At 42.0% G+C, this 25,479-nt stretch carries 23 protein-coding genes and 1 pseudogene; 15 read left to right on the top strand and 9 right to left on the bottom strand.

From position 1 onward, the window contains the following. Positions 1 to 8 precede the first annotated feature (8 nt). The 12 genes and pseudogenes from ACFFUV_RS09220 to ACFFUV_RS09165 all read left to right on the top strand — a co-directional run bounded on the left by ACFFUV_RS09220 (position 9) and on the right by ACFFUV_RS09165 (position 11,749). A complete protein-coding gene (locus ACFFUV_RS09220) occupies positions 9 to 1,355 on the top strand; it encodes an ATP-binding protein (RefSeq protein WP_390191463.1) in 1,347 nt (448 codons plus the stop codon). Further along, positions 1,352 to 2,098, top strand: coding sequence for a Flp pilus assembly protein CpaB (cpaB, locus tag ACFFUV_RS09215; protein WP_390191460.1), 747 nt, complete (start codon positions 1,352 to 1,354; stop codon positions 2,096 to 2,098). Before ACFFUV_RS09220 ends, cpaB begins: the two co-directional genes overlap by 4 nt. An 8-nt stretch (positions 2,099 to 2,106) precedes the next feature. Next, positions 2,107 to 3,579 (top strand): type II and III secretion system protein family protein, encoded by a 1,473-nt coding sequence (locus ACFFUV_RS09210; protein ID WP_390191458.1) that lies wholly within the window; start codon positions 2,107 to 2,109, stop codon positions 3,577 to 3,579. Between the two features lie 9 nt (positions 3,580 to 3,588). Next, on the top strand, positions 3,589 to 3,858 hold the full coding sequence (locus ACFFUV_RS09205; RefSeq protein WP_390191455.1) for a hypothetical protein: 270 nt from the start codon (positions 3,589 to 3,591) through the stop codon (positions 3,856 to 3,858). Positions 3,859 to 3,875: 17 nt separating this feature from the next. Further along, positions 3,876 to 5,150, top strand: a complete 1,275-nt coding sequence (locus ACFFUV_RS09200) for a pilus assembly protein TadG-related protein (protein WP_390191453.1) — start codon at positions 3,876 to 3,878, stop codon at positions 5,148 to 5,150. Then, on the top strand, positions 5,147 to 5,578 hold the full coding sequence (locus ACFFUV_RS09195) for a TadE/TadG family type IV pilus assembly protein (protein WP_390191451.1): 432 nt from the start codon (positions 5,147 to 5,149) through the stop codon (positions 5,576 to 5,578). The genes ACFFUV_RS09200 and ACFFUV_RS09195 overlap by 4 nt, the downstream gene beginning before the upstream one ends. Next, positions 5,575 to 6,081, top strand: coding sequence for a TadE family protein (locus tag ACFFUV_RS09190; RefSeq protein WP_390191449.1), 507 nt, complete (start codon positions 5,575 to 5,577; stop codon positions 6,079 to 6,081). The genes ACFFUV_RS09195 and ACFFUV_RS09190 overlap by 4 nt, the downstream gene beginning before the upstream one ends. 9 nt (positions 6,082 to 6,090) lie before the next feature. After that, a complete protein-coding gene (locus tag ACFFUV_RS09185; RefSeq protein WP_390191447.1) occupies positions 6,091 to 7,314 on the top strand; it encodes a CpaE/TadZ family protein in 1,224 nt (407 codons plus the stop codon). A gap of 17 nt (positions 7,315 to 7,331) precedes the next feature. After that, positions 7,332 to 8,801, top strand: a complete 1,470-nt coding sequence (locus ACFFUV_RS09180; RefSeq protein ID WP_390191445.1) for a TadA family conjugal transfer-associated ATPase — start codon at positions 7,332 to 7,334, stop codon at positions 8,799 to 8,801. An 11-nt stretch (positions 8,802 to 8,812) separates the two neighbouring features. Next, positions 8,813 to 9,780, top strand: a pseudogene (locus ACFFUV_RS09175) (type II secretion system F family protein). Between the two features lies 1 nt (position 9,781). Then, positions 9,782 to 10,729, top strand: coding sequence for a type II secretion system F family protein (locus tag ACFFUV_RS09170; protein WP_390191443.1), 948 nt, complete (start codon positions 9,782 to 9,784; stop codon positions 10,727 to 10,729). Between the two features lie 9 nt (positions 10,730 to 10,738). Beyond that, on the top strand, positions 10,739 to 11,749 hold the full coding sequence (locus tag ACFFUV_RS09165; RefSeq protein ID WP_390191441.1) for a tetratricopeptide repeat protein: 1,011 nt from the start codon (positions 10,739 to 10,741) through the stop codon (positions 11,747 to 11,749). Between the two features lie 32 nt (positions 11,750 to 11,781). Here ACFFUV_RS09165 and chrA read toward each other — a convergent pair whose 3' ends face one another. The 4 genes from chrA to ACFFUV_RS09145 all read right to left on the bottom strand — a co-directional run bounded on the left by chrA (position 11,782) and on the right by ACFFUV_RS09145 (position 15,852). Further along, entirely contained in the window at positions 11,782 to 12,927 is a 1,146-nt protein-coding gene (chrA, locus tag ACFFUV_RS09160) for a chromate efflux transporter (protein WP_390191440.1), read from the bottom strand. A gap of 291 nt (positions 12,928 to 13,218) precedes the next feature. Beyond that, a complete protein-coding gene (locus tag ACFFUV_RS09155; protein ID WP_390191438.1) occupies positions 13,219 to 13,776 on the bottom strand; it encodes a gamma-glutamylcyclotransferase family protein in 558 nt (185 codons plus the stop codon). Positions 13,777 to 13,897: 121 nt separating this feature from the next. Then, positions 13,898 to 14,929: a 2,3,4,5-tetrahydropyridine-2,6-dicarboxylate N-succinyltransferase gene (gene dapD / locus ACFFUV_RS09150; RefSeq protein ID WP_390191436.1), complete on the bottom strand. Its 1,032-nt coding sequence runs from the start codon at positions 14,927 to 14,929 to the stop codon at positions 13,898 to 13,900. 308 nt (positions 14,930 to 15,237) lie between these two features. Next, entirely contained in the window at positions 15,238 to 15,852 is a 615-nt protein-coding gene (locus tag ACFFUV_RS09145; RefSeq protein ID WP_390191434.1) for a peroxiredoxin, read from the bottom strand. A gap of 202 nt (positions 15,853 to 16,054) precedes the next feature. Here ACFFUV_RS09145 and ACFFUV_RS09140 point away from each other — a divergent pair, with 202 nt between their 5' ends. From ACFFUV_RS09140 to aceA, 3 genes are all read left to right on the top strand, one after another. Next, a complete protein-coding gene (locus ACFFUV_RS09140; RefSeq protein WP_390191432.1) occupies positions 16,055 to 16,960 on the top strand; it encodes a hydrogen peroxide-inducible genes activator in 906 nt (301 codons plus the stop codon). Between the two features lie 646 nt (positions 16,961 to 17,606). After that, the gene (gene aceB, locus ACFFUV_RS09135) at positions 17,607 to 19,199 is read left to right on the top strand and encodes a malate synthase A (protein WP_390191923.1); all 1,593 of its coding nucleotides are present in this window, start codon (positions 17,607 to 17,609) and stop codon (positions 19,197 to 19,199) included. 110 nt (positions 19,200 to 19,309) lie between these two features. After that, positions 19,310 to 20,620, top strand: coding sequence for an isocitrate lyase (gene aceA / locus ACFFUV_RS09130; RefSeq protein ID WP_390191429.1), 1,311 nt, complete (start codon positions 19,310 to 19,312; stop codon positions 20,618 to 20,620). A gap of 38 nt (positions 20,621 to 20,658) precedes the next feature. Here aceA and ACFFUV_RS09125 read toward each other — a convergent pair whose 3' ends face one another. From ACFFUV_RS09125 to ACFFUV_RS09105, 5 genes are all read right to left on the bottom strand, one after another. Beyond that, positions 20,659 to 21,429, bottom strand: a complete 771-nt coding sequence (locus tag ACFFUV_RS09125) for a GGDEF domain-containing protein (RefSeq protein ID WP_390191427.1) — start codon at positions 21,427 to 21,429, stop codon at positions 20,659 to 20,661. Beyond that, positions 21,365 to 22,036 (bottom strand): PDC sensor domain-containing protein, encoded by a 672-nt coding sequence (locus tag ACFFUV_RS09120; protein WP_390191426.1) that lies wholly within the window; start codon positions 22,034 to 22,036, stop codon positions 21,365 to 21,367. Before ACFFUV_RS09120 ends, ACFFUV_RS09125 begins: the two co-directional genes overlap by 65 nt. A 9-nt stretch (positions 22,037 to 22,045) precedes the next feature. Next, entirely contained in the window at positions 22,046 to 23,206 is a 1,161-nt protein-coding gene (locus ACFFUV_RS09115; RefSeq protein WP_390191423.1) for an EAL domain-containing response regulator, read from the bottom strand. A 95-nt stretch (positions 23,207 to 23,301) separates the two neighbouring features. After that, positions 23,302 to 24,207: a methyl-accepting chemotaxis protein gene (locus tag ACFFUV_RS09110; protein WP_390191421.1), complete on the bottom strand. Its 906-nt coding sequence runs from the start codon at positions 24,205 to 24,207 to the stop codon at positions 23,302 to 23,304. Positions 24,208 to 24,220: 13 nt separating this feature from the next. Next, complete coding sequence (locus ACFFUV_RS09105; protein WP_390191418.1) at positions 24,221 to 25,261, bottom strand: hypothetical protein; 1,041 nt, start codon at positions 25,259 to 25,261, stop codon at positions 24,221 to 24,223. Between the last annotated feature and the right edge of the window lie 218 nt (positions 25,262 to 25,479).

The following is a 25,479-nucleotide window of genomic DNA, read 5'->3' as shown; positions in this document are numbered from 1 at the left end:
AGCAAGTGATGGAAACAAGCTCTGAGGAAACCCAAGAAAAAGCCACAACACTTAAGCCTCAAGCTCTCGCGCCAAGCGTGCCGACGTCTATTGATCTTTTGCAGGTTCCTCGTGCGGTTTTAGAAAATTTGCTTCTTAAACAGCTTGCTGCATTCCCAAAATCCGACTTGCTTCAAGTCACCAAATTGATGGGCATCAACAGTCACTTGGTTGAAGAGTTGATTGCTACGCTGCGTAAAAAATCCCTCGTTGAAGTGTTTCAGTCAGACGCCTCTCCTTCACACACGCATGCTGGGCGAGTTGTTTATGCGCTTTCTGATATGGGAAGCCAAGAAGCAGATGTCGCGTTTAAAAAAGATGCTTACATAGGCCCTGCCCCTGTTTCTCTGCAGCAATATAACGAAATGGTCCAAGCTCAAGATGTTAGAGCAAACTTAGTAACACGAAGTGACGTCACGGCAGCACTGAATGAAGTTTATGGCGCCGAGAGACTGATCTCTTTGCTAGGTCCCGCGATTAATTCAGGAAGAGCGCTTTTACTGTATGGTGATGCGGGCACAGGTAAAACCTTTGTCGCCACGCGGCTTTTAAACTCTTTGAATACATCTGTTTACATACCCTACGCCGTGTATGCCGCTGGAAATATTATCAAGGTCTATTCCCCACAGCACCATCGAAAAGTACATCAAGAACAAAGTCAAAGTATCATTTTTAAAGGACAGTATGACCAGCGATGGGCACTATGTGAGCGCCCTAGTATTCAAGTCGGTGGCGAATTAACAATGGATATGCTTGAAGTTAACCACTCTGAGCATAACCGGGTGTGGATGGCACCTCTGCAAATGATGGCAAACAATGGCATCTTTATTATTGATGACTTGGGGCGTCAGCCCATGCCTGTCGCAACATTGCTTAACCGTTGGATTGTGCCCATGGAGTACTTCTTTGACCATCTTAATCTCCCTAACGGTCAACAGATTACGATCCCCTTCATTCTGACACTTGCATTTTCAACCAATCTCGATCCCGAAAAAATCAGTGATCCGGCCTTCCTAAGACGACTAGGTTATAAGATTCAGTTTCAACCTTTGCTTGAACAGGAATATACGGCTCTCTGGGATAAATTAGCACAAGGACGTCAATTGGAAATCGCATCGACTTCATTTGACACTCTTCTTTCTTTACATCGCCAACATGAAGTCGGTTTTTATCCGTGCTTACCTAAAGATATTGTTGGCATCAGCCGCGATATTATTGCTTTTGAACAGACTGAGCCGGTAATTACTTCCGAGATTTTATCTCGGGCATGGGAAGTGTATTTTACTGCCGATGGAAAAGGCGGAGGTAAACGATGAGCCGCAACCAGATTATTTTATTGTTTTTCCTTTCTATTCTATTTGGCTTAGGAGCGGTATTTTTTTCTAAGCAATGGATGGATAGTCAGACCCACCCCCAGGTGGAAGTTGAAGTGGTTGAGCGAGAACCTGTGGTGATCGCGAGCCAGGAGATTAAGGCGGGAACTATCGTTGACTCCGCTCACCTCTCAACAAAATTGCTCGAAAAGAGCTGGAGAACGGAAGAGCAATACACAAGCGCCGATGATCTTGTTGGTCAGGTTGTTGAAAATACGATATTTCCTGGAGAGATTATTACGCTAAATCGTGTTACGACCCCCGGTGAAGGGGCGACACTCGCCGCGTTGATTCCGGAAAACAAACGAGCAGTGACGATTCGAGTTAATGACGTTATTGGTGTCGCGGGATTTTTGTTGCCGGGAAATAAGGTCGATGTACTAAACACCATCAAATATGGACAAACTTCTGCCAATACTCGAACGGTTTTAAAAGATATTAAGGTATTGGCCGTAGACCAAACGGCGAAAACCGATGAAAACAAACCAATCATTGTTCGCGCAGTAACGTTAGAAGTTTCTCCTTCAGAGGCTGAAAAATTGCTGTCTGCAAAAAGCCGAGGAGAGATTCAACTCACTTTAAGAAACCCTCATGAAAAACCAAAACCAGTAGTACGGCGCTATGTGGCGCCAAGTGTGACCATTATTAAGGGCACAGAGTCTTCTAATATTCGAGTTTCGGACTGAGGTGAAAAATGAAAAGAGTCAATGTTTGGGTTGTTAGCCTTTTTATTCTGTGCTTTGGCGGGGGGGCTTACGCTGCTCCTCAGACCGGAAAAATTGTGACGGTGCCCCATCATAAATCCACTCACGTTACATTAGTCGGAAAAGCCAAAAGAGTCTCGTTGGGGGATCCTAGTGTATTAGATATTGTGATGCTGAAATCTGACGAGCTATTTTTAATTGGTAAGAAGCTTGGTTCAACAAACCTCATGGCTTGGGATCGTAATGGTCGCTTGATTGAATCGATCAATATTCAGGTTACTCATGATCTAAATAGTTTGAAAGCCAAGCTTTTCGAATTTATGCCTGATGAAGTGATTAAAGTGCATAGTTCACAACAGCGTTTAGTATTAAGCGGTCAAATTAGTTCTCAGTCAGCGATGAATATGGCGTTAAGAATTGCAGAGACCTACGCTTCAGGGGTTGCTGTGGATAAGCAAACCGAGTCATTGAGTGAACAAGTAGGTCAGACAGGCGTCATTAACCTGATGACCATCGGAGGTGCTCAACAAGTTATGTTGGAAGTTACTGTGGCAGAAGTTCAACGCAGCTTGGTTCGTCGTTTCGATGCCAACTTTCATTTCTTTGAGCAAAACGGAAGCTTTTCTTGGGGGGGAACTTCTGCTGGAGGTCTTATTGATGACGTCAACGGCGTTATTGGGCCGATATTTAATTCGCCCTCTATTCAAGATACCGGATTATTAGGTTCTTTTATCGACAGTGATACTTTATTCACTTTCGCTTTAGATATCGCCAAACAAAATGGGTCAGCAAAAATATTAGCCGAGCCTAATTTAACCGCGTTGAGCGGAGCTAAAGCCGAGTTTTTGGCTGGTGGAGAGTTTCCGATACCGGTGCCAGATGATGATGGCATTACGATTGAATACAAAGAGTACGGTGTTGGCCTCAAATTTATTCCTACCGTACTGAGTGACAAAAAAATCAATTTAAACCTCGCGGTTGATGTTAGTGAGATAGCTAACTCTAACTCTTTAACGCTTTCTCCCGGTTCGACTAATGGAACATACGTGATCCCTCCTATTACTCGGAGAAGTGCATCTTCAACGTTAGAGTTGGCCGATGGCCAAACGATCGGAATTGCTGGACTATTAAGTGAAAACGTTCGTGATGCTATTAGTGAAATGCCTGGGTTTAGTGACATCCCAATTATCGGTCAGCTTTTCAATAGCCAGGAGTTTGTGTCTGGCGAAACGGAACTCGTTATCCTCGTAACCCCACGCTTAGCTCAGCCTATCGATAGAAACGCTGTCAGGTTACCTACCGATGCTTATATCAAACCCAGCGATATTGAGTTTTATTTGCTTGGCAAAGGTTCGTATATTGCACCATCTTCAGACTTTAAACCTCGTTATTCTAACGCGGAAGAGACAAGCGCAGGATCTAATAAAGGCGGTGCTGAAGGGGTATTTGGTCATGGTTTATAGGAAAGCATTATGATGAAAAAACGATTTCAACTTGTGTCTTTGACCTTTGTTAGCTCAATGATTGTTGGGTGTAGCAGTGAACCATTACCTTTAGGACAACATGTTGTCGTGGTAAAAGAGCTGCAGACTTTCAACCCGAAAGCAAGCCAAGATAATTTGGGGTATATCCCTTCAGGAAGTGGGGAAAGAATGGAGTCCGCATACCAAGTATATACAGGGAAGCAGAGCGAGGATTTATCAAGCTCTGATAGTCAATTTATTGAAGGGTTTAGTGATTAGCCCTTAAGGATGGTGGTATGCGCGTTTCGATGTATACCCAACACCGGCATCATCAATCAGGATTGGTTGTCGCGATCGTAACCTTAGCTATGTTTTCTTTAATTGGCATAGCAGCCCTCGCCATTGATGTTAACCATGCGTTGATGAATAAAAGCCGCCTGCAAAATAGTGTGGATGCAGCGGCGCTTGCGGCTGCAATTGTACTGGATAATGAGGGCACATCTGAGTCTGCCAAGTCGGCAGCCGAAGAGACTTTAACCAAGATGGCCTTATCCGATGGTAATGATGAAATGGAGTTTGATTTTACCAATCTTGAGGTTCTATTTTCTGACAATGCGAAAGTTTTCTCTTCGGACTCTACTGTTACTTCACCTCGCTTTGTTCGAGTCTCGATCAATGACTACCCTCTCTATGGTTTCTTTACCGATATCTTTGATATAGCTAAAAGCATTACTGCGAGCGCCGTTGCCGGACCAAGCCCAGGGGCGGTCGTTGCTAATGTGGTGCCTATGGCTGTGTGTGAAGGAAAGGAAATTAATGACAGTTTTTATGGATATTCAAGTTCTACGATTTATGCATTAAAACTTCCATCATCTTCTGGTCATGATGATCCTGAAGGTGAATCTATGGGGCCTGGTAACTTTCAGTTACTTGACCTGAGCAGTACTGATGGTGAAGGGAACATTATTGATATTGATTATAAGACAAATTCTGGAGCATCTTCCGTCAGAAATGGATTAGCTGGACATTTCTACGGCCAAGTAAAGATTGGAGGCACGGTAGATACAAAACCTGGTGCATCCACGGGACCCGTTGGTCAAGGGTTAAATACTCGTTTAGATAGTGATGATGATATGACCCCTCCGGACCAGTACATAAAAGAGCCTACGACAAAAGCTCGCTTAGATAACAATGGTGAAGTGGTATACGAAGGAGAGTGGTATTACGCCGATTATCTGAGTGAGCGACAAACCTGTTTTGGGGAATCTCAAGATACCTCGTTATGTCCCGTAAATGGCCAACCAGACCGTAGAATTCTACCTGTGCCCATTGTTGACTGTTCAAGCGGAGTCGATGATAGCGAAAACGGAAAAACAACGTATCGCGTAACGGCTATTGGGTGCTTTTTTATGCTTCAGAAGGCACCGACTAACAATAGTGGTAAAGATGCCGTTTATGGCGAGTTTATCTCTGAGTGTGAAGTCACTGGCGGTATGCCGGGTAGTGATTCTAACAACGATGGACCATATCGAATTGTTTTGTATGAAGACCCATATTCGGAGGATTCATGAAACGATTAACTAATCAGCGTGGTATTGCTGCTGTAGAGTTTTTAACCGTTTTACCTCTGCTGCTTTTTATTCTTCTTGCTGTTGCTGAGTTTGGGCAGGCGTTTATCACGTTTAATGTATTGAACAAGCAGGCTCAGAATGGGATTAGGTATGCAACGTCCGCAATTCAGGGGACGGCAAGTTATGATCAAATTGCCAATGAAACAAACATTAAAAATATGGTTGTGTATGGCAAGGTTACCCCAAATTTCGATGATGAGAGTTCGGTAAAAAATCTCACAACGAACAATGTTACTGTGGATCATAGTAATGGATACGTCACTATATCGATTAACTATAATTACATTCCAATCATCGATTTTATTCCTACTTCCCTAGATTTAGAGTTTCCACTTAATACCTCTGTCGTTATGAGGACTCTACCATGAAAAAAAGGAATAAAAGCCACCATGGTCTCAGCATTATCGAATTTACATTTGTTGTTACTGCTCTGTTTTTGATCATGTTTTGGGTGATGGAAGCGGGTCGTTATATGTATTCGCTTCAGCTTATCAATAATGCGACTCGAGTTAGCGCTCGGCTAGCCGTCGTTTGTCGAGTTCAAGACCAAGCCGATATTCCTCTTCTTGCAGTCCCTAAGCCTTTGCTTGGAGGGTTTAGTGCGAATGATATTGATATTGAGTATTTAGATAGTAATGGTTCGAAAATTGATATTGATGTGTCATCTAAAAGTGCAGAAATGGAAACCTATTCTAAGATTAATTATGTACGAGCCAAAGTTAATGAAAGTTTCAAATATCAACTTTCTGGCTTACTTAGTCTCTTTGGAGTTGAGGGGGCCATAAGTATTCCGAGTTTTGAAACTATCAGGCCTAGAGAGAATTTGGGTTATCACAGCTCAGATAGTGAAGATGTTTATACTGATTGTTAAGGAGTAACAATGGGAGAAGCGGTGACCTTAAACTCAAACAGTCATAATCATTTTCGTTTAAAAACGAACTTAACGGTTTGGGTATTCTATTCTTCAGATAGATTTCATCTTCATATCAGTCAAGAGTTAGCGAACTGTGACAACTTGAGTTTTGAAACAATCTCTTTACACAGTTTAGTCGTTGCTAACCTCGCCCATTTTTCCCCACCGGATCTTATTTTTGTTGAGACCGGACCGAATTGGGCCCAGAAAGTGATGGAGCTTCAACACTATGAGGCTCCTCAGGAACAGCAAGATAACCACGAAGCGTCCCTAATTGTTTTTGGGAATGAAAATGATAATGGTGCATTAAAAATCGCTTTAAAAATTGGTGCTGCGGATTTCATTTCGGATAGGGTTGTACTCTCTGAAATGATGCCTATGTTCAAAAATGCGGTTGAAGATAAACTCGCTAGTCGCAGCATTGGAGATATGTACGCCTTTGTTAATACAAAAGGTGGGGCAGGTGCCTCTATGCTAGCGGTAAATACGGCGATTGAAATGGCTAAAGTATACCCAGAGAAAGTGTTATTACTCGATCTTGATCTTCAATTTGGTGTAGCAAATGATTATTTGAATATTAGTTCTTCGTATGGGCTCGCAGATGCAATAGCTAATGTGTCTGATATGGATGAGATGTCTCTAGCTAGCTATGTGACCAAGCATAAGTCCGGACTTCACATGCTGACATTTAAGCCTGAAAATGGTCACGATAATTACGATAAAGCTAAGAATTTTAATAAATTATTACCAGTTCTTAGAGAGGTTTACCCTTATGTTATTGTGGATTTGTCTCGCGGATTAGATCGCATATTTGCGTCCGTCATTGTTCCTGCTAACAAAGTATTTTTAGTTACTCAACAGAACTTGGTTGCGGTTAAAAACAGTGCTCGAATCATAAAAACACTGACATTCGAATTTGGTCTTGGTAGAGAGCAAATTGAATTAGTTGTTAACCGCTATGAAAAAAGGCAAAGCATAAAATTAAAAGATATTTCAGAGACGTTACCTGGCGTTAAAGTGCATATGATTCCCAATGATTTTAAGGCTGCAGTCGAAAGTGCCAATTTGGGTAAACCGTATGTTCAGTCAAAGAAAAACTCTTCTCTAGCTAAATCTGTTATTCAGTTTACACGTACTTTAGTCCCTGAAACTGAGCAGAAATTAAGTTGGATAAAGCGCTTGTTTAGCTAATTCAGAGAGGGCGAATAATGTTATTCAAAAGAAAAAATATTAACTCAGACTTGCAGGAAAAAGTAGAAGCTGCAGACAGAGATAATATGGCCGTTGAAAACGAGAAAATACAGCCGTTAGTTGGTGAACCCCAAGTAGACCCTCCTTCAACCAAAGAACTTAGGCTCAGAGAACTCGAAGCGAAAGAGAAAGCAATAGATGATGCTCGAAAGCAGCTTGAGCAGGAACTTTCTACTAAGCACTACTATCATCAGCGTTTATTAGAGACGCTTGACCTTGGACTTTTGGCAAGTTTAGAGAAGGAAAAAGCGAAACAGGATCTCCACGAGGCTATCGTTCAACTGATGGCTGAAGACCAAAGTCATGTCTTGAGTGCTGAGGGAAGAAAACGTGTTATCCAACAAATCGAAGACGAAGTATTTGGTCTTGGTCCGCTTGAGCCGTTACTCCACGATCCAACGGTGTCCGATATCCTGGTTAATGGTCCTAAAAGCGTTTACGTTGAACGCCGAGGAAAATTAGAACGAACACCATACACTTTTTTAGATGGTCGCCATCTTAGAAATATTATTGATCGTATTGTTAGCCAAGTTGGCCGTCGTATTGATGAAGCGTCACCCATGGTCGATGCTCGTTTGGCTGACGGGTCTCGTGTGAATGCGATCATTCCACCTTTAGCGCTTGATGGCGCATCGGTATCTATTCGTCGCTTTGCTGTCGATAAACTGACCATGGAAAATCTACTTGGCTATAACTCTTTATCTGAAGCGATGGCTCAGTTCGTTGAAGCGGCAGTGAAGGGGGAGCTGAATGTATTAATTTCGGGGGGGACAGGTTCAGGAAAAACAACCACACTAAATATATTTTCAGGGTTTATACCTTCAGATGACCGCATCATTACGATTGAAGACTCTGCAGAACTGCAACTTCAACAGCCACATGTGGTTAGATTAGAAACTCGTCCCGCTAATCTAGAAGGAAAAGGAGAAATCACCCAGCGTGATTTGGTAAAAAATTCATTACGTATGCGACCTGATCGCATTGTTCTGGGTGAGGTTCGTGGTAGTGAGGCTGTCGATATGTTGGCTGCAATGAATACTGGGCATGATGGCTCATTGGCAACCATTCACGCTAATACTCCGAGAGATGCCCTGAGCCGTGTTGAAAATATGTTTGCGATGGCAGGTTGGAACATGTCGGCGAAAAATCTACGCGCACAAATTGCTTCGGCCATTCATCTTGTGGTGCAAATGGAACGGCAAGAAGATGGTAAAAGACGGATGGTCAGCATATGTGAGATTAATGGCATGGAAGGTGAAATTATAACGATGTCTGAAATATTTCGCTTTAAACGCCAAGGAATGGATGAAGAAGGGAATGTCATCGGTTATTACAGTGCAACAGGTATTGTTCCTGCTTGCCATGACCAATTAAATAAAAGAGGTATGTATTTACCTTTTGAAATTTTTAATGAAACTCATTTATAAGGAGATTTATTATGCCGCAAGATGCCACACTGTTTTTTGTTTTATTATTTTTTGCGGTTGTATTTATTTCTCAGGCATTGATTCTTCCTGCCGCTGGTAGCAAAGCGAAACACAAGCAGCTATCTGAACGCTTGAAAGAAACTCAGAATAGTCTTGATGAGGAAGCACGCTCTATTCTTAATGAACAATACTTGAAAAACTTGTCACCTTTGGATCGAAAACTTGTTGCCTTTAAATGGTTTTCTGTACTTAAAAAAATATAGAGCTCTCCGGATTAGACTGGGCTTTAAGTCAAACATTAGCTGTTACGAGCATAATTGCTTTTTCTTCTTCCATTTTATTTGTTCTTTTTAATCAACCGTTTTACACATCAATAGCTAGCTTTATTTTTACTTGGGTTAGTTTGCATTTTTATCTACAAAGCAGGATCGCAAAGCGTCTTTCGCTTTTCGAAGAGCAACTACCGGATGCCCTAGATATTATGCGTAGAATGCTACAAGCTGGACAACCCATAACTCAAACATTTAATGAAGTTGGCAATGAAATGCCCGATCCGATTGGTGTTGAGTTCAAAAATACCTTTAATCTATTAAATTACGGTTACGATATGCGCTTAGCTATTATGCAGATGGCAGAAAGAACGCCGACAGTCTCTATGCTGGCATTTTCTAGTGCAGTTTTATTACAAAAAGAAACGGGTGGAAACTTATCTGAAAACTTGGAAAAAGTATCTCATTTATTAAGAGCTAGATTTAAACTACAACGGAAAATCAAAACTATTTCTGCGGAAAGTCGTTTATCTGCTTGGATTCTGGTGCTTTCTCCATTTGGATTATTTGTAATGCTTTGGTTTACGAATTCAAACTATGTTGAACCTTTGTATTCAACCACGAATGGAATGAATATGGTTGGGTTTGGTTTAATATGTTTGTTCCTAGGATCGTTATGGATTCGAAATATCATTAATTTCGAGGTGTAACATGGAGAGTATGTTGAGTTTTATTTCTGGATTTCAAGTCAGTTCTCAAATGATCTTTTTAATCATGTTGCTTATTTCTACGATATTAATCGTAATTACAGTTGTTTTACTTGTCGTAGGAAAAAGATCGCCATTAAAGGTAAAACTAGAGCAAATAAAAAGTACACAAGGTTTACCTTCAGGAAAAAAAACACATAGATTTGAAAATACATTAGAGTCTTTGGCGCCAGTAATGACACCAAAGAGTTTAAAAGAAAGAGAAAGTGTTCGTCACCAACTCATGCATGCTGGGTTTCATGATGCAAGTGCATTGACGACTTTCTATGCTTTAAAAGGCAGTTCATTGGCGCTTGGGTTCGGAGTTGCCGCAGGCATTTATTTTATTTATCCAAATTTGGACAACATGCTTTGGTTTATCATGTGTACCTCAATTGCTGCTGGTACCTTTGTTCCCAATATTATTTTGCATAACATGGTAAAAAAAAGGAAATTTCGATTAAGAGGTGGGGTTCCGGATGCACTCGACTTGTTGGTGGTTTGTACCGAGTCAGGTCTTGGATTTAATGCAGCATTAAGACGAGTTGCTGATGAATTAGCCCTCTCTCACCCCGACTTTGCTGATGAGCTGGATACTGTTTGCGCCAAGATAAAAGCGGGTGTTGATATTTCTGATGCATTTAATGACTTGATAGAAAGAACAGGCGTTGTAGAAATCTCTGGTTTAGTGACGATGCTTTCTCATGCCTCCAGAATTGGCGGGAGTTTATCTCAGAGCTTACGTGAATACACTGAAGATTATAGAGATAAACGAAACCAAGAAATAGAAGAGCTGGCAGCAAAAATACCAACAAAAATGATATTTCCGATGTTGATATTTATTTGGCCTTGTTTTTTTATCGTTGCAATAGGCCCCTCTCTACTGATGCTAGCTGATGCTTTTGGAAAATAGGATAGACTTATGAAGTTGAAAATTTTCACTACAATGCTGACTAGTTTTTTCCTAGTTTTGGGATGCTCAAATAGTAATCCTAAAAGGGATAAATTTGATACAACACTTTATGATGGTAGGCCCATAGAGACGTTATCTACTGATGTTCCGCCTTTGAGTGAAAAAGAGGCGATTACTCGTGGTGATATCGCCTTAACGAATAACAACCTTGATTTGGCTCTTTATGAATATATTCGCTCGCTCTCGTTTGAAGAGGCCCGTTTTCAGGATAAGACTTTATACAATATAGGTCGAATTCATCAGTCTAGAAACAATAATTTATTGGCTGAAAAAGCGTATTTAATGGCAGTAAAAAGTAACCCAAACCATATTCCTTCTTTGACTAAGTTAGGTGTTGAATATAGCAAGTCGGGAAGTATCGAACTTGGAGAAAGTTACTTACTCAGAGCGGTTAATGCTGATCAGGCCCGACTAAGTAGCCAGTTGAGAGTAAATAAAGACAAAAAAATAGACAACAAGTTGATACAAGCTTTATTAGTCGATAATCAATCCCCAGAAGAGGCTTTGATGGCTCTAGGAGTGTTAGCGGATGTAAGAGAGCAGCATGATCTTGCTCAGGCTTGGTACAGTAAAGCGCTTATGGTGGATGGCAGCTCTGCTAAGACGTTAATGAATTTAGGATACTCTTATTATATGTCGGGTGATTACACCACTGCGCAGCGTTTTACTTTGGCTTCACTAGAAAAGCAGCCTGAGAATGACAAGGCTTTAAATAACCTTGCTCTGATATATCTTGCGAAAGGTGAGGTGCGCAGGGGGTTAAGCGTTTTTCAGCAAAAAATGGAAACGCCGGAGGCATTAAATAATGTTGGATATATTCTTATGATCCAAGGCAAGCCAGATAAAGCAATACCTTATTTACAACAGGCCATCAATATGAAGCCAAACTATTATAAAGTGGCGAATGAAAACCTTGAACGAGCTTTGGCTTTGGTCAAAGAAGAAAAGGGTGAAAATTAAAGGGAAAAAGAGAGCTTATCGCTCTCTTTTTGTTAAATAACTAAGTATTGAACGACACCGCTAATAATAAAAAAGGCGACTAATGCCAAAATGGGCAGCTTCAATACTTTCAATAAAAACCATCCAATGAGTATTAAAGCCATATCAATAGGAGAGAGGACTGAGCTGGAGAATATTGGCTGATAGAGCGCAGCGATAAGCAGTCCAACGACGGCTGCGTTTACACCGCTGAGAGCTCCGGCTACAGCTGGATATTCAGAAAGCGTCGTCCATTTTTTTAGCACTACAAGTAGCAGAAGAAATCCAGGTAAAAATACGGCAACCGTTGCCACGGCGGCACCGAGTAATGGGGCTTCATTAGAAAGCTGATAGCCTAAAAAGGTTGCTAAGCTAAACATTGGCCCTGGGACTGCTTGGGCTGCGGCGTATCCGGTAATAAACATATCCGGTTGTAGTTGGTCACCCACAATGTTTTGTAGTAGCGGAACGACCACATGCCCCCCTCCAAACACTAAACTGCCCGCTTGGAAAAAAGCATTGAAGATAGGAATAGTCGATGAGACGGAGTTGAAAAGGGGTGGAACGATAAGCAGTCCAATAAACAGAATCAGAGGCCAATAGTTTGGAGTAAAGCGCTGATGAGGCTTTGCGTGATGTTTGTCTCGGGTCAGGAATCCGATCAAAGCCGTCGCGGCGAGTAATGCCATTTGGGTCAGCATTGAAGGAAAAATAAGAATGGCCACCGCTGTACTAATGCACAATGTCACTTTAGTTGTGGTGGTACAAAAGCTTCGATACATACCCCATATCGCATCAGCAACCACTACCACAGCAAGCAGTTTTAGCCCGTGAATAATACAGTCAAACAAGGGGGTATCGATAAACTGATGACTGATAATCGCAAGCAGTAGCATCAGTAGAACAGAAGGTAGTGTAAAGCCTAAAAATGCGCTTATGGCGCCAGAAAGCCCACCTTTGTGATAGCCAATGGCAAAACCAACTTGGCTTGAGCCTGGCCCAGGAAGAAATTGACTTAACGCGACCAGCTGTGCGTACTCATCATCAGAGAGCCATTGCTTCTGCTCGACAAATGTTCGTCGAAAGTAGCCGATATGCGCCGCAGGCCCACCAAAGCTAACCCATCCAAGCGCAAAAAATATTTTAAATATTGAGAGCATATACATCGTTCGATAAGAAGTTTGAACCTAAGTTAGGCAGAGTTTGCGATAACTGCAAACGGAGTGTTTTACTAATTGTTACTTGGACTATTTCACAGGTTTGTTACAGCTGAAATATTGCAACGATTTTATCGCTTGACGTATTAGGAAGGCTTTATTGGAAGGGATTGGTCGAATATTTGAAGTGTCCAATATTCCGTCAATGTCTTCATCCGTACATACTCTGTTACTAAAGTTTAGTTGAATGAAGACAACGCTGCTTGGCGTGTTATTGACTTTTGAGTGCTGTCACTATTTGAGTTGTTGCAACAACGCATCCACTTGGCTTTGGTGAATTTCATTAACACCAGCAAAATTGCCATATTTTGGGGAGTGGCGATCATTTTCTCGTGGAAAGTGCCAGCCGATGGTTTGTTCTACAAACTGTTTGGCAAACGCATCAGAGATCTCGAGGCATCCTGCTAAGACAGTATCAACGTAAGTTTGCATGATAGGGACGAGATTGCATGGCGGCTCAGGTGTCTCTTTCACATAGACCCAAATATCATCGCTTTCATTTAAAGCAAATTCACATTCGATATCGTTAGGAGAAACCCGCAATCGATGGTAGCCACGCTCCCTTGTATCAAAATCACTTAACGCCGCTTGTTCAATCGCAAGCAACACACCGTTAACTTGCCCATCGCCTTGGTTCACAATAAGCGGAGATAAAACGTAGGAGTCATCAATCTTGCTCCAATAGCGAACAAGGCCTTTGACATTGGCTGGAATAGCAGGAGAAGTTTGCCCTGTGAGTTGGCGTGATGCAGAGTTCATGAGGCTTCCATAGCCAAAGATGTAAGTCGTCATTCCGTGCTCCTTATTTTTTACTCAAAGTAATCGTTTTTGTAATAAAAAGAAAGAGAGTGTGGGGGGATTTGGTTATAAAAAAAGCCTCGCATTGGCGAGGCTTTGTACGGGATATAAAGTATTAGTTATTGCTGTGCAATTCGCTATTGAGTTCCACTGCTGTCTTGTTGGCAAGGCATTCAATCTGTCCAGTGACTGAGTTGCGACGGAATAGAAGGTCAGACACACCGGCGAGGTCGCGAGCTTTAACGACTTCTACTTCGTGGCCATCAGAATCTAACATGCGCACTTTCGTGCCTGCCGTTACGTACAAACCTGATTCAACAGTACAACGATCACCAAGAGGGAAACCTAAACCAGCGTTTGCGCCAAGTAGTGAGTTTTCACCAATTGAGATCACGACTTTACCACCGCCAGAAAGCGTACCCATGATTGATGCGCCGCCACCGATATCTGAACCGTTACCAACCAGTACACCTGCTGAGATACGGCCTTCAACCATGCTAACGCCAGTTGTGCCAGCATTGAAGTTGATGAAACCTTCATGCATAACGGTGGTGCCTTCACCGACGTGAGCACCAAGACGTACACGTGACGTATCAGCGATACGTACACCCGTTGGTACTACGTAGTCGACCATTTTAGGGAATTTATCGACGCAATCTACGCTTAGCGCACGGCCAGCTAGACGTGCTTCAATTTGACGCTCCGCAAGTTCAGGCAAATCGATAGGGCCTTCATTGGTCCAAGCGATGTTGTGTAGCAAGCCAAAGATACCATCAAGTACGATGGTGTGTGGTTTAGCTAAGCGATTAGAAATCAACTGCAGTTTTAAGAAACCTTCTGCAACACTTTGTGGCTGTTCATCCGTTGCAAGAATAACAACGACTAAAGACTGAGTTGATTGTGCCGCTTTGTTCGCAAATGATGCATTTTGGGTATCGCCATTTGCTTCAAATGCCGTGGCCAGTTCAGCACTTTGAGCGGCGGAGATTTCAATTGCTTGGTTACCTTGTTCGTAACCTGAAATAGCTGCGACAGCTTTTACCAATTCATCACTTGGGTTAAGAAGCGGGTTTGGAAAAAATGCTTCAATGATTTTTCCGTCGCGGTTTTTTGTTGCGCTACCAAAGGCTAAAGAAAAGTAAGCCATAGTCTATCTCCATCTAAAATGTTCAATGACCGCAAAGTGCAGTTAATGTGTTGGTTGAGAGTCATCATAATGACACTGTCTTAGCGAGAAAAGAGCAAATCAAGATAAAGTCCGTAAGACGATACCGTTTGTCTTTTTAAAGATATATTTTTCTATTAAGAAAAGATTTGAGTCACTGGTGATAAAAAAGCCCAAGACCTAAGTCTTGGGCTTTGTGACTTCACTTTCACTGATTGGCGCTGCGTTTATTACGCTATTACTTTAATTCATTAACCAACCATTGCCTGTTGAGCGAGGCTGAAAGTCGATTATTTTTTCGCTAGGTCTGAAGAGTGTTCAGATAGGAATGCTGCAACACCGTCTGGAGATGCTTGCATACCTGCTTTACCTTCTTCCCATTGCGCTGGACAAACTTCACCGTGTTTTTGGTGGAAGTTTAGAGCGTCAACCATGCGTAGCATTTCGTCGATGTTACGACCAAGAGGACCATCGTTGATCACTTGGTGACGAACAACACCGTCTTCGTCGATTAGGAAAGAACCACGTAGTGCAATGCCAGGGCCGTTTGGATCAACCACGTCGTACGCTTTTACGATATCGTGAGTAGTATCTGCAACCAGTGGGTATTTCACTTGACCGATACCGCCGTTTTCAACAGCAGTGTTACGCCATGCGTTGTGAGAGAAAACAGAGTCAATTGATACGCCGATAACTTCCGCGCCTTTCGCTTGGAAATCTTCTAGACGTTGATCGAATGCAATGATTTCTGATGGGCAAACGAATGTGAAGTCTAGTGGGTAGAAGAATACAACTGCTTTCTTACCTTTAGTAAACTCTTTCAGATTGAAGTTATCTACGATTTCACCGTTACCAAGAACAGCTCCAGAGGTAAAATCAGGGGCTTGACGACCTACTAGTACCATTTTTTATTGCTCCTAAATCAATAATAAATTCCCGAGCTCAAAATCCTATATGGAGAGCTCAGTTCGTGTTGTACGGGACAAACTATAGTACAGACTGTAGTATAGAAAAAAGCGAAATAAATAGATTAAGCTAATCGAAAAAAGCGATAAAAGAACTAAGTATAAAGACGCATCAATTTAATGCTCAGAAAGAACAAATACTATGAATAAATGGCCAAGTTTGAAGCAGTTACATTATCTTGTGACCCTATATGAAACGCGACATTTTAGTGAAGCCGCCAGTCGTTGTTACGTCAGTCAATCAACCCTAAGTAAGGGAATTCAAAATCTCGAAGCGCTGATTGGTTGCCCCTTGTATGAAAAATTAGACAAAAAAAGCCCGTTGGTTTTCACTCATGCTGGCGAACTTGTGGTCCAACAAGGGCGAGAGCTACTTGCCAAAGGGCAAGACATCGTTGAGCTTGGTCGAGTTTGCCAAGAAAGTCATATGAGCGGTCAATTGAAAGTCGGCTGTATTCCGACCATTGCTCCCTTTTTGTTGGGGGATATGGTTCAAGAAGTGAATATGCGTTTTCCTAAACTTCATCTCCTGTTACGAGAAGATACGACCACCAATCTTCTCGACGCGCTTAAGCATGGTGAGCTAGATGTCTTGATCTTGGCTTTGCCTGTCGATATCGAGGGGATGCAGAGTCAAATTGTTGGGAGAGATCCATTTAGGATGATCATAAGCCGTGATCAAGCCAATCATATCCGTGTACCCATTAAATATGATGACTTACCTGATGAATCTGTTTTTTTGTTGGAAAGAGAGCATTGTTTAACCGATCACGCAGTTTCTGCATGCGAACTCACGGGGAAAGAAAAGATCAATCCATTTACCGCAACCAGCCTACACACTCTGGTGCAAATGGTTGCCAATGGTTTGGGAACCACATTTATTCCGCAAATGGCGATCGATCATGGTTTGCTCGACAATCAAAACTTGGTAGTGGTGGATCCGCCAGGGCATAAGGCTTATCGAAATATTGGTCTCGTTTGGCGCCCAAGTTCATCAAAAATCAGTACGTTTGAACGGCTTTCAGAGCTTGTCGTCGAGCTATTGTGAATTTTATAAGTAATGATACTAGTTTTTTATGCTGGTTAGTGTTTTATTTTATTGTATTTATGGTTTTTTATTCTGTTGGTGTTTTTTAACTTGTAAAATTTTACACAAAAAATTCGAGTGAAGGTTTCATTAAATTATGAAACTTCACACTGTCAATTTTACAATAGGGAACCAAAGCCTGCGTATTTTGCGTAGGCTTTTTTGGTTTTAAGCCCCGTCATATATGGGGTGAATGTCCATTCCTCTGTGAATCACAGCTCAAACAATCTATTTTACTCATCCAATTTTACTGTAATTTTATTACGTAAATCATTACATCTTTGGGGTGAGCATTATCCACTCACCACTGACCGAATAAAACTTTGAATTTTCTGTTTTTAAGTCTTGCCCATTTCATGATTTGGCTTGTTGTTATAAGTTAATTAAACACTTTTTGAACATTTTGGTCTTTGTCGAGAAGAGTGAAGAACTACCAATAAATTATATGTTTTGGTCTGGTCGACATTATGTTTTTAGCGAGATAAGTAGTTTTATAGTTACAAATGTAATTGTCGGTGATGAGCCTAATCAAAATAACCTGATCAAGGATGAGACTATGCTTGCCCCTTTAAAAGAAACCGTCACCCCATTGTATGAAACACCACCAATGAACGCGCTGAATAAACTGAAAATCAATGCGCCGATCTCTCCACAGCAACAAGGTATTTTTTCTACTGAGGCGCAAACTTTCTTGGCGCATTTGTGTGGGCGGTTTATCCCTAGCCTTGAAGCATTGATGGCCGAACGTGACGTTTTTCAGCAGAGAATAGACCGTGGTCAACTGCCTCATTTTCTTGAACATACGCGTGAAATACGCGAAGGAAGTTGGAAAATCCAAAGTATTCCTCACGACCTGCAAGACCGACGCGTCGAAATTACGGGGCCAACCGACCGAAAAATGGTGATCAATGCACTGAATGCGAACGTTAAAGTCTTTATGGCGGATTTTGAAGATTCGATGTCGCCAGGCTGGGCCCAAGTGTTAGATGGGCAGATTAATTTACGTGATGCGATCAATGGCACTATCGAATACACCAATCCTCAATCCGGGAAGCGCTATCAACTCCGTTCTGATCCTGCGGTGCTCATTTGCCGAGTTAGAGGCCTACATCTAAAAGAAAAGCATGTCACCTTTGAAGGCTATGAGATTCCTGGCTCACTGTTTGATTTTGCGCTGTATTTTATTAACAACTATGATTCGCTGCTTAAAAAAGGCTCTGGACCTTATTTTTATCTGCCAAAACTCCAGTCTCATCGAGAGGCACAATGGTGGAGTGACGTTTTCCACTTAACCGAGGAATATTTTGGTTTAGATGTCGGCACAATTAAAGCCACAGTATTGATAGAAACGCTCCCAGCAGTATTTGAAATGGATGAAATTCTGTTTGCTCTCAAAGAGCATATCGTTGGCTTAAATTGTGGACGTTGGGATTATATTTTTAGCTATATCAAAACGTTAAAAAATCATCCTGATCGTGTGTTGCCCGATCGACAAGTGGTGACCATGGAGAAACCTTTTCTCAGCGCTTATTCCCGATTGTTAATCAAAACGTGTCATCGCCGTGGTGCTTTTGCCATGGGAGGCATGGCTGCGTTTATTCCTGCCAAAGATCCACAACAAAACCAGCAAGTACTCGACAAAATACATCATGACAAATTACTTGAAGCCACCAATGGACATGATGGCACTTGGGTTGCTCATCCTGGCTTAGCCGATACCGCTAAGGCCGTGTTTGATGAAGTCCTTGGTGACCGAAAAAATCAGTTGGATGTGATGCGAGAAGAGGATTCACCCATAGAGCCGAGCCAGCTGCTGGAAGCGTGCGACGGTGAAAGGACCGAAGCTGGTATGAGACATAACATCCGTGTTGCTTTGCAATATATTGAGGCGTGGATTTCGGGTAATGGCTGTGTGCCTATCTATGGATTGATGGAAGATGCTGCGACTGCAGAGATCTCAAGAGCCTCTATTTGGCAATGGATTCAACACCAAAAGACGCTGGATAACGGCGAAGTGGTGACTAAATCACTGTTTGAACGCTATCTACAGCAGGAAATTGAAGTCGTGAAGCAGGAGCTAGGAGAGGAACGTTTTGATCAAGGCCGATTTGACCAAGCGGCTGCACTGATGAGCCAACTGACGACTAGTGACGACTTATGCGACTTTTTAACACTACCTGGTTACGACTATTTGGAGTAACTAACCCGTTCCACCCAACAACCAATAACGTGAACTATTTAAGGCTGATAGGGAAGTACAGCCTCATAAGAATCGACCGCGCTTGCGCGAATCTATAAGAGGGAAAGACCATGACATTAACTCGCCGCCAACAAATTGAAGCTTTAGAGAAAGACTGGGCCACTAATCCACGCTGGAAACAGGTTAAACGACCATACAGTGCAGAAGAAGTTGTTGCACTACGTGGTTCGGTCATTCCTGCCAACACCCTTGCTCAGCGAGGGGCTGATAAGCTTTGGTCCTTGGTTAACGGCCAAGCAACAAAAGGGTATGTAAACTGCCTCGGTGCACTCACTGGTGGGCAGGCCGTCCAGCAAGCTAAGGCTGGCATCGAAGCGATTTATTTATCAGGTTGGCAAGTGGCAGCGGATAACAATACCGCATCAACCATGTATCCAGATCAATCATTGTACCCTGTTGATTCTGTCCCTTCAGTAGTAAAGCGTATTAATAATGCCTTTCGCCGCGCTGACCAAATTCAATGGTCTTCAGGCGTAACACCACAAGATGAAAACGGTGTTGATTATTTTTTACCGATTGTTGCCGACGCTGAAGCGGGATTTGGGGGCGTACTGAATGCCTATGAGTTAATGAAATCGATGATTGAGGCCGGTGCGGCTGGGGTTCACTTTGAAGACCAACTCGCATCGGTGAAAAAGTGTGGCCATATGGGAGGAAAAGTATTGGTTCCTACCCAAGAGGCGGTACAAAAGTTGGTGGCGGCGCGCTTAGCGGCAGATGTCGCGGGCACGACCACATTAGTGATTGCGCGCACTGATGCGAATGCAGCGGACCTATTAACATCGGATTGCGATCCGTATGACAAAGATTTTATTGTCGGAGAGCGCACCAGCGAAGGCTTCTATCGTGTGCGTGCTGGTATTGACCAAGCGATTGCTCGTGGCTTGGCGTATGCACCTTATGCTGACCTCGTATGGTGTGAAACAGCGAAACCTTGTTTGGAAGAAGCGCGTAAATTTGCTGAGGCGATTCATGCACAGTATCCGGATCAGTTGTTGGCTTATAACTGTTCCCCATCTTTCAACTGGGAGAAAAACCTTGATGCCGACACCATTGCTAAATTCCAGCAGGAATTGTCTGACATGGGGTATAAATATCAATTCATTACCTTGGCGGGTATTCACAATATGTGGTTCAACATGTTTGACCTTGCGCACGCTTATGCTCAAGGGGAAGGAATGCGCCATTATGTAGAGAAAGTGCAGCGTCCTGAGTTTGAGGCGGCGGAGCAAGGGTATACCTTCGTGGCGCATCAGCAAGAAGTGGGAACCGGTTATTTTGATAAGATGACCAACACCATTCAGGGCGGGCAATCATCAGTGACGGCATTAACGGGGTCAACAGAAGAGGACCAGTTTTAAATCAACATTTACTTAGCCCCCGAGAATGGGGGCTTGGTTTATTCCGGCCGATCACTGTGCCTATGGTTGAGTTTATCTTGATATAACACTTCGTCTGCACGGACTATCGCTTCTTGAATATTTTCATAGTTACTTTTTGAGACAATCCCCGCGCTAATTGTCACTCTAATATCGTCTTTTTTGGTAATTGGTTGAGTGGCGATTTGATATCTTAGCTCTTCCGTTAAATTACTGGCTTTCTGTAAATTACAGCCAGGCAATACCGCGATAAATTCGTCACCACCACAACGAATCAGGTAATCGGTTTTGCGAAATGTCAGCTTCATTTTTTCAGCAATGAGCTTGATCGCTTTGTCTCCAGTCGCGTGCCCATAGGTATCGTTGATTTTTTTGATACGATTACCATCGATGGCAATAATACTTGCACCTTCTGATGCTACGCGAGTGAGGAAGTCATGATCCCTAAAAATCTTACGATTATAAAGGTCGGTGAGTTCGTCATGGCTAGAGGTTTTTTCAGCGGCATAAAACTTACTTTTGTGAAACTTTGATTCATCCCATTTCCAAAATATGATAGAAAAGAGAATGATAAAGACCAATAGTAACCACGAGTTTTTAATAAGTAGGCTGCTTAATGATATTTTATAGATAAACTTAGTCTTATTATCAATAAACCGTTCAATCGAGTAAAAATAATTTTCAAACTTCCACTTTTCCGTTTCTATAATATTGTATTTATAGTTATTATCTCGATACGTAAAAAAAACGATGCTTATCTGCAAATGACTCTGGAAGGGTAATATCGACAACAAAATCTCCTAAAATGGTTTCTGAATTAAAAGCGTAGACAGGAGAGGATATTGATATGATTCGTTTGTTTGTTAAGAGGTCTCTATAAACAGGCGAAACGATAACACGGTCTTCTAATTGGTCATTATTCGCATAAATTGAGCAAGTTTCATGTGTATCACAACGTTCGTGGTTAAATAAAGACTCAGAAATAGGAAAGTCTTTGACTTCTCGGTTTAATAAATAACTTTTACCTTCATAAGAACGGTAATAAATAAAAGTATAACTCGATGAAAAAAGTCTCGGCGTATAATGTTGAGCAAGTTGCATCAGTTCGACAATGATGTCTTCTTGATCGGTTAACTCTTCATTATAAAGTGACTTCTTATATATCTTTCTATTGCTAGGGTTATTTCTCTTTGCAAAGACAGGTCTTGATGTCTCTGATTCGCTGAGCAAAGCCAGAGACACAATCTTTTGCTTATAAATTTCAATAGTACTTATGATCTCATTATACTTTGATGTTTCTTGTTTTAAGATATTTTTTATAAATAGGTATGAAAGCGATGAGTATAAAATAATCGCGATTAGTATTCCTTTTACAATGGATGTGATGATCGTTTTCATCGTATATCCTTAATATGAAATTTCTTGTATTTTCTCAAGCGGCATTGGCTTTCCAGTAAAGTAGCCTTGGCAGATATCAACGCCATAGTCTTTGACTAGGTTCCAAGTGACTTCATCTTCTACACCTTCAGCCACAAGCTTTACATTAAGGTCTTTGGATAACATGCAAATAGACTTAACGATTGACTTACTCGTCTCATCGTTAAAGCAGTCACTAATAAAACTACGATCTATTTTTATTTCAGTAACCGGGATTTTAGACAATTGAAAATACGAGGTTTTACCGATGCCAAAATCATCGATAGAGATACCAAAGTTATTTAGCCTTAATCGAGAGATATTAGTTACTAGATCAACAGAATCACTGTAAATACCATGTTCAGACAATTCCAATGTTAATTTGGAATGTTCTACATTATAAAATTTACAAATTTTTATTAATTTGTCAGTGAAGTCTGGATCTTCTAAATCAATTTGAGTTAAGTTCACGGAAACATTGTATGTGATTAACCCAAGGCTAATGTCACGCAGTATTTGATCAAGTACAACATCAAAGAGCTCTTTTTCTAAATGATGAGCTTCAATCATAGGAATAAAAATATTCGGATAAATAAGACCATGCTCCGGATGATTCCAGCGAGCAAGTGCCTCGACACCAATGATTTCTCTATTATCAAAACTCACTTGAGGTTGGTAGTAAGTAGAGATTTGTCTATTTTTTAGACCAAACAAAAGATCTTTAATCGTGAGTGAAGGAAGAAGTGTATCACTGTCTATTTTTTTCTGCTTTTTAGCTCGCATATCGAAAATAATGTCTTCTATTTGCTGTTGGCTAATCGGTTTTTTTACCGCGTAATCGGTTTTTATATGGAGTAGTTTGCATAAATGATTGGCCACCGAAACAATATCACTTTTCGCACTGCTCATAATCGCAATTTGCCCTTGGTAATCTAATCGGGCTAAGTTGTTTATAAATTCAATGCCGTCCATATTCGGCATAATGAGATCGCTCAGAACAAGGTCAATATGATTGTTCTTTATAATATCTAAAGCCTGTGTTGCTTGGTGACAACAGTAAATGTCAGTGACGTTGTTTTTTTTAAGTATTAGGCTGACCATATTTAGAGTGATTGGCTGGTCATCTAAAATAAGCACAGTAAGTGCAGTCATAAAATTCTCGTTATTAAAATTTTGAACGTTGTAATCCACGATGAGTGATATAGAGAAGAGGCCTTAATGATTCATTCCTCTTCTCTGATTTATTTTTAATTGGTGTTTTTAGCAACGTCTAAGTTAAAGAAACTCGTCATATCAGACAGTGATGTTGCCATTTTGGCGAGCTCTTCTGACGCCTGATTGCTGTCATTGATCATGTTCACGGTTTGGTCGACGTTATCTCGCACACTGGTAATACTTTCGCTGATCATTTCTGCCGTTGCGCTTTGTTCTTCGGTAGCAGCTGCAATTTGGGTGTTGAGGTTGTTGGTTTCCGTTACACTGTGAGTAATGACCTCAAAGGAGGATTTGGCGGATTCGGCTTGTTCGACGGTTTGCTGCAAAATCAGTTGGCTGGCATCAATGGATTCCACCACTTGCGCCGTATTGTGTTGAAGCGTTGCGATTTGACCTTCGATCTGCTCAACGGCCTTTTGTGTTTGCTGTGCTAACTGACGCACTTCATCAGCAACAACCGCAAAGCCACGTCCTTGCTCACCAGCTCGCGCGGCTTCAATCGCGGCGTTAAGTGCTAATAAGTTGGTTTGTTCTGCAATCTTTTGAATCACACTCATAACATTGCCCACTTCCTCGGTCCCGGATTTTAGGGTCGAGATTTCGGTGCTCAGCTCGCCCATTTGTGATGCCAATGAGCTGACTTTCGTCATTGCATTGTGCATGACATGGTTTCCGTTGTCGGCTTGAGAAGTCGCGGCCTCGGCTTCGCGTGATGCGTTGTTTGCACCTTGTGCGACCTCACTAATGGCCGCAGACATCTCGTTCATTGCTGTCGCAACTTGATCCGTCTCTTGTTGCTGATTGAGCGCGCCACGCAATACCTCACCATTAATTGAGGAAAGCTCTTCAGAAGCAGACGCTAGCAGGTCACTGCATTGAGTGATCTCTTGAATGGTCTCAAAAAACTTTTTCTCCATTTGTTCCAGTGATACCTGCATCGCGGCAACTTCATCATTGCCCTCCGCGAAGTGCGGTTTGCACAAAGTGGCCACGTGCCATATTTTCGATTTTGGCTTTCGCCTGAGAAATCGGCTTGGTCAGGCTTTTGGTGATCAAGTGGCACAAAACCAAAATCATCGGCATGGAGATAAGCCAAGCCAAGAGCACCGTCGTAAGAGCTTTATCGGCCACGGACTCGACATGGTTGGCTAGGGTTGCTTGAGTATGAAAGGCATCGGATTTAATTTGTTGCAACTGGTCGCTAATTGAGCGGCCAAGCTTTGCTAGCTCGATATTCCAAATTTTGTTGCGCTGGATGATGGTGTTATGAATCTGTTCGGTGATTGATTCCAGCGTTTCTAAGTCATGTTCAAATTGTTGTTTAAGACGAGTTTGCACACTGTTGCGGCGGTCAGAGGGTAAAGGCGCGGCGTTGAGCGTAGCGATTTGCGCATTAAAAGTCGTGAAGTTGACCTCACTATTATCCAGCAGGTAATTGGTGAGTTGCTGGATAGCTTGGTTAAAGTGCATTTCTGTCGCAATGACCTTACTGATCTGAACGCTATCTGAAGCCTCTGCGCTGTTTTTAAAATCGATCAACGTTTGTTTCATGCCCTCGGTTAATCTGAGCTGCTGATTCACCAGTTGATCACGTTGCGTCATGAGATTTTCAACTTGCGTCAGATTATCACTGTAAGCGTTGGTATCTTGCTCCACTTGGATAAAGACACGTTTGAGGTTCTGCTCGCTGGTCTCGAGGATCAATTGTGCAAGTTGCTCGTGTGTTTGTGCTAACTGGTTCTGAGCCGCTTGATAATCTTGCTCAGAGTGGGTGGCGCGAAAGGTCAGAGCAAGAGTTCGAGTCATCAGTAAGCTTTCTTGAACATCGGTTGCCGTTAATGCGTTGCGGTTAATCTGACGAAATTGATCAAAACCACTTTGGATTGAGCGAATACCCATCCATGAAATCGCTACGATCAGTAAGGTGACTAACGTAGTGACCCCCAAAATTAGATAGAGCTTATACGAAACTTTCGAAATTTTATTTAGCATCGTGACAAAATATCTCGGTGATGAAATGTATGACCGAATATTATCCTGCTAGCGCGGGTTCACCAAAATGACCTTAAATTTAAAGTATTTTAAGCTATTGAAATTTAATGGTTTTTGTTGTGAGGTAAAACTGGTCGGATTAGCGTGGTTTCTGATGGCAAGATCAGGCATACCTGACAGCCGCTGATGGTATTTCTGCCAGATAAAGAGGAAGGCTG

The sequence above is a fragment of the Vibrio olivae genome (genome assembly GCF_042428525.1).
Lineage (GTDB): Bacteria > Pseudomonadota > Gammaproteobacteria > Enterobacterales > Vibrionaceae > Vibrio > Vibrio olivae.
This window is presented reverse-complemented; position numbering and strand designations above follow the sequence as displayed.

Coding starts and splice junctions, on each gene's coding strand:
- ACFFUV_RS09145 (WP_390191434.1), bottom strand. CDS start 15,852: ATGGTACTAGTAGGTCGTCAAGCCCCTGATTTTACCTCTGGAGCTGTT.
- ACFFUV_RS09200 (WP_390191453.1), top strand. CDS start 3,876: ATGCGCGTTTCGATGTATACCCAACACCGGCATCATCAATCAGGATTG.
- chrA (WP_390191440.1), bottom strand. CDS start 12,927: ATGCTCTCAATATTTAAAATATTTTTTGCGCTTGGATGGGTTAGCTTT.
- ACFFUV_RS09185 (WP_390191447.1), top strand. CDS start 6,091: ATGGGAGAAGCGGTGACCTTAAACTCAAACAGTCATAATCATTTTCGT.
- aceB (WP_390191923.1), top strand. CDS start 17,607: ATGAACGCGCTGAATAAACTGAAAATCAATGCGCCGATCTCTCCACAG.
- cpaB (WP_390191460.1), top strand. CDS start 1,352: ATGAGCCGCAACCAGATTATTTTATTGTTTTTCCTTTCTATTCTATTT.
- ACFFUV_RS09115 (WP_390191423.1), bottom strand. CDS start 23,206: ATGACTGCACTTACTGTGCTTATTTTAGATGACCAGCCAATCACTCTA.
- ACFFUV_RS09170 (WP_390191443.1), top strand. CDS start 9,782: ATGGAGAGTATGTTGAGTTTTATTTCTGGATTTCAAGTCAGTTCTCAA.
- ACFFUV_RS09210 (WP_390191458.1), top strand. CDS start 2,107: ATGAAAAGAGTCAATGTTTGGGTTGTTAGCCTTTTTATTCTGTGCTTT.
- ACFFUV_RS09190 (WP_390191449.1), top strand. CDS start 5,575: ATGAAAAAAAGGAATAAAAGCCACCATGGTCTCAGCATTATCGAATTT.
- aceA (WP_390191429.1), top strand. CDS start 19,310: ATGACATTAACTCGCCGCCAACAAATTGAAGCTTTAGAGAAAGACTGG.
- ACFFUV_RS09140 (WP_390191432.1), top strand. CDS start 16,055: ATGAATAAATGGCCAAGTTTGAAGCAGTTACATTATCTTGTGACCCTA.
- ACFFUV_RS09110 (WP_390191421.1), bottom strand. CDS start 24,207: ATGCAGGTATCACTGGAACAAATGGAGAAAAAGTTTTTTGAGACCATT.
- ACFFUV_RS09205 (WP_390191455.1), top strand. CDS start 3,589: ATGATGAAAAAACGATTTCAACTTGTGTCTTTGACCTTTGTTAGCTCA.
- dapD (WP_390191436.1), bottom strand. CDS start 14,929: ATGGCTTACTTTTCTTTAGCCTTTGGTAGCGCAACAAAAAACCGCGAC.
- ACFFUV_RS09165 (WP_390191441.1), top strand. CDS start 10,739: ATGAAGTTGAAAATTTTCACTACAATGCTGACTAGTTTTTTCCTAGTT.
- ACFFUV_RS09155 (WP_390191438.1), bottom strand. CDS start 13,776: ATGACGACTTACATCTTTGGCTATGGAAGCCTCATGAACTCTGCATCA.
- ACFFUV_RS09220 (WP_390191463.1), top strand. CDS start 9: ATGGAAACAAGCTCTGAGGAAACCCAAGAAAAAGCCACAACACTTAAG.
- ACFFUV_RS09195 (WP_390191451.1), top strand. CDS start 5,147: ATGAAACGATTAACTAATCAGCGTGGTATTGCTGCTGTAGAGTTTTTA.
- ACFFUV_RS09180 (WP_390191445.1), top strand. CDS start 7,332: ATGTTATTCAAAAGAAAAAATATTAACTCAGACTTGCAGGAAAAAGTA.
- ACFFUV_RS09120 (WP_390191426.1), bottom strand. CDS start 22,036: ATGAAAACGATCATCACATCCATTGTAAAAGGAATACTAATCGCGATT.
- ACFFUV_RS09105 (WP_390191418.1), bottom strand. CDS start 25,261: ATGCTAAATAAAATTTCGAAAGTTTCGTATAAGCTCTATCTAATTTTG.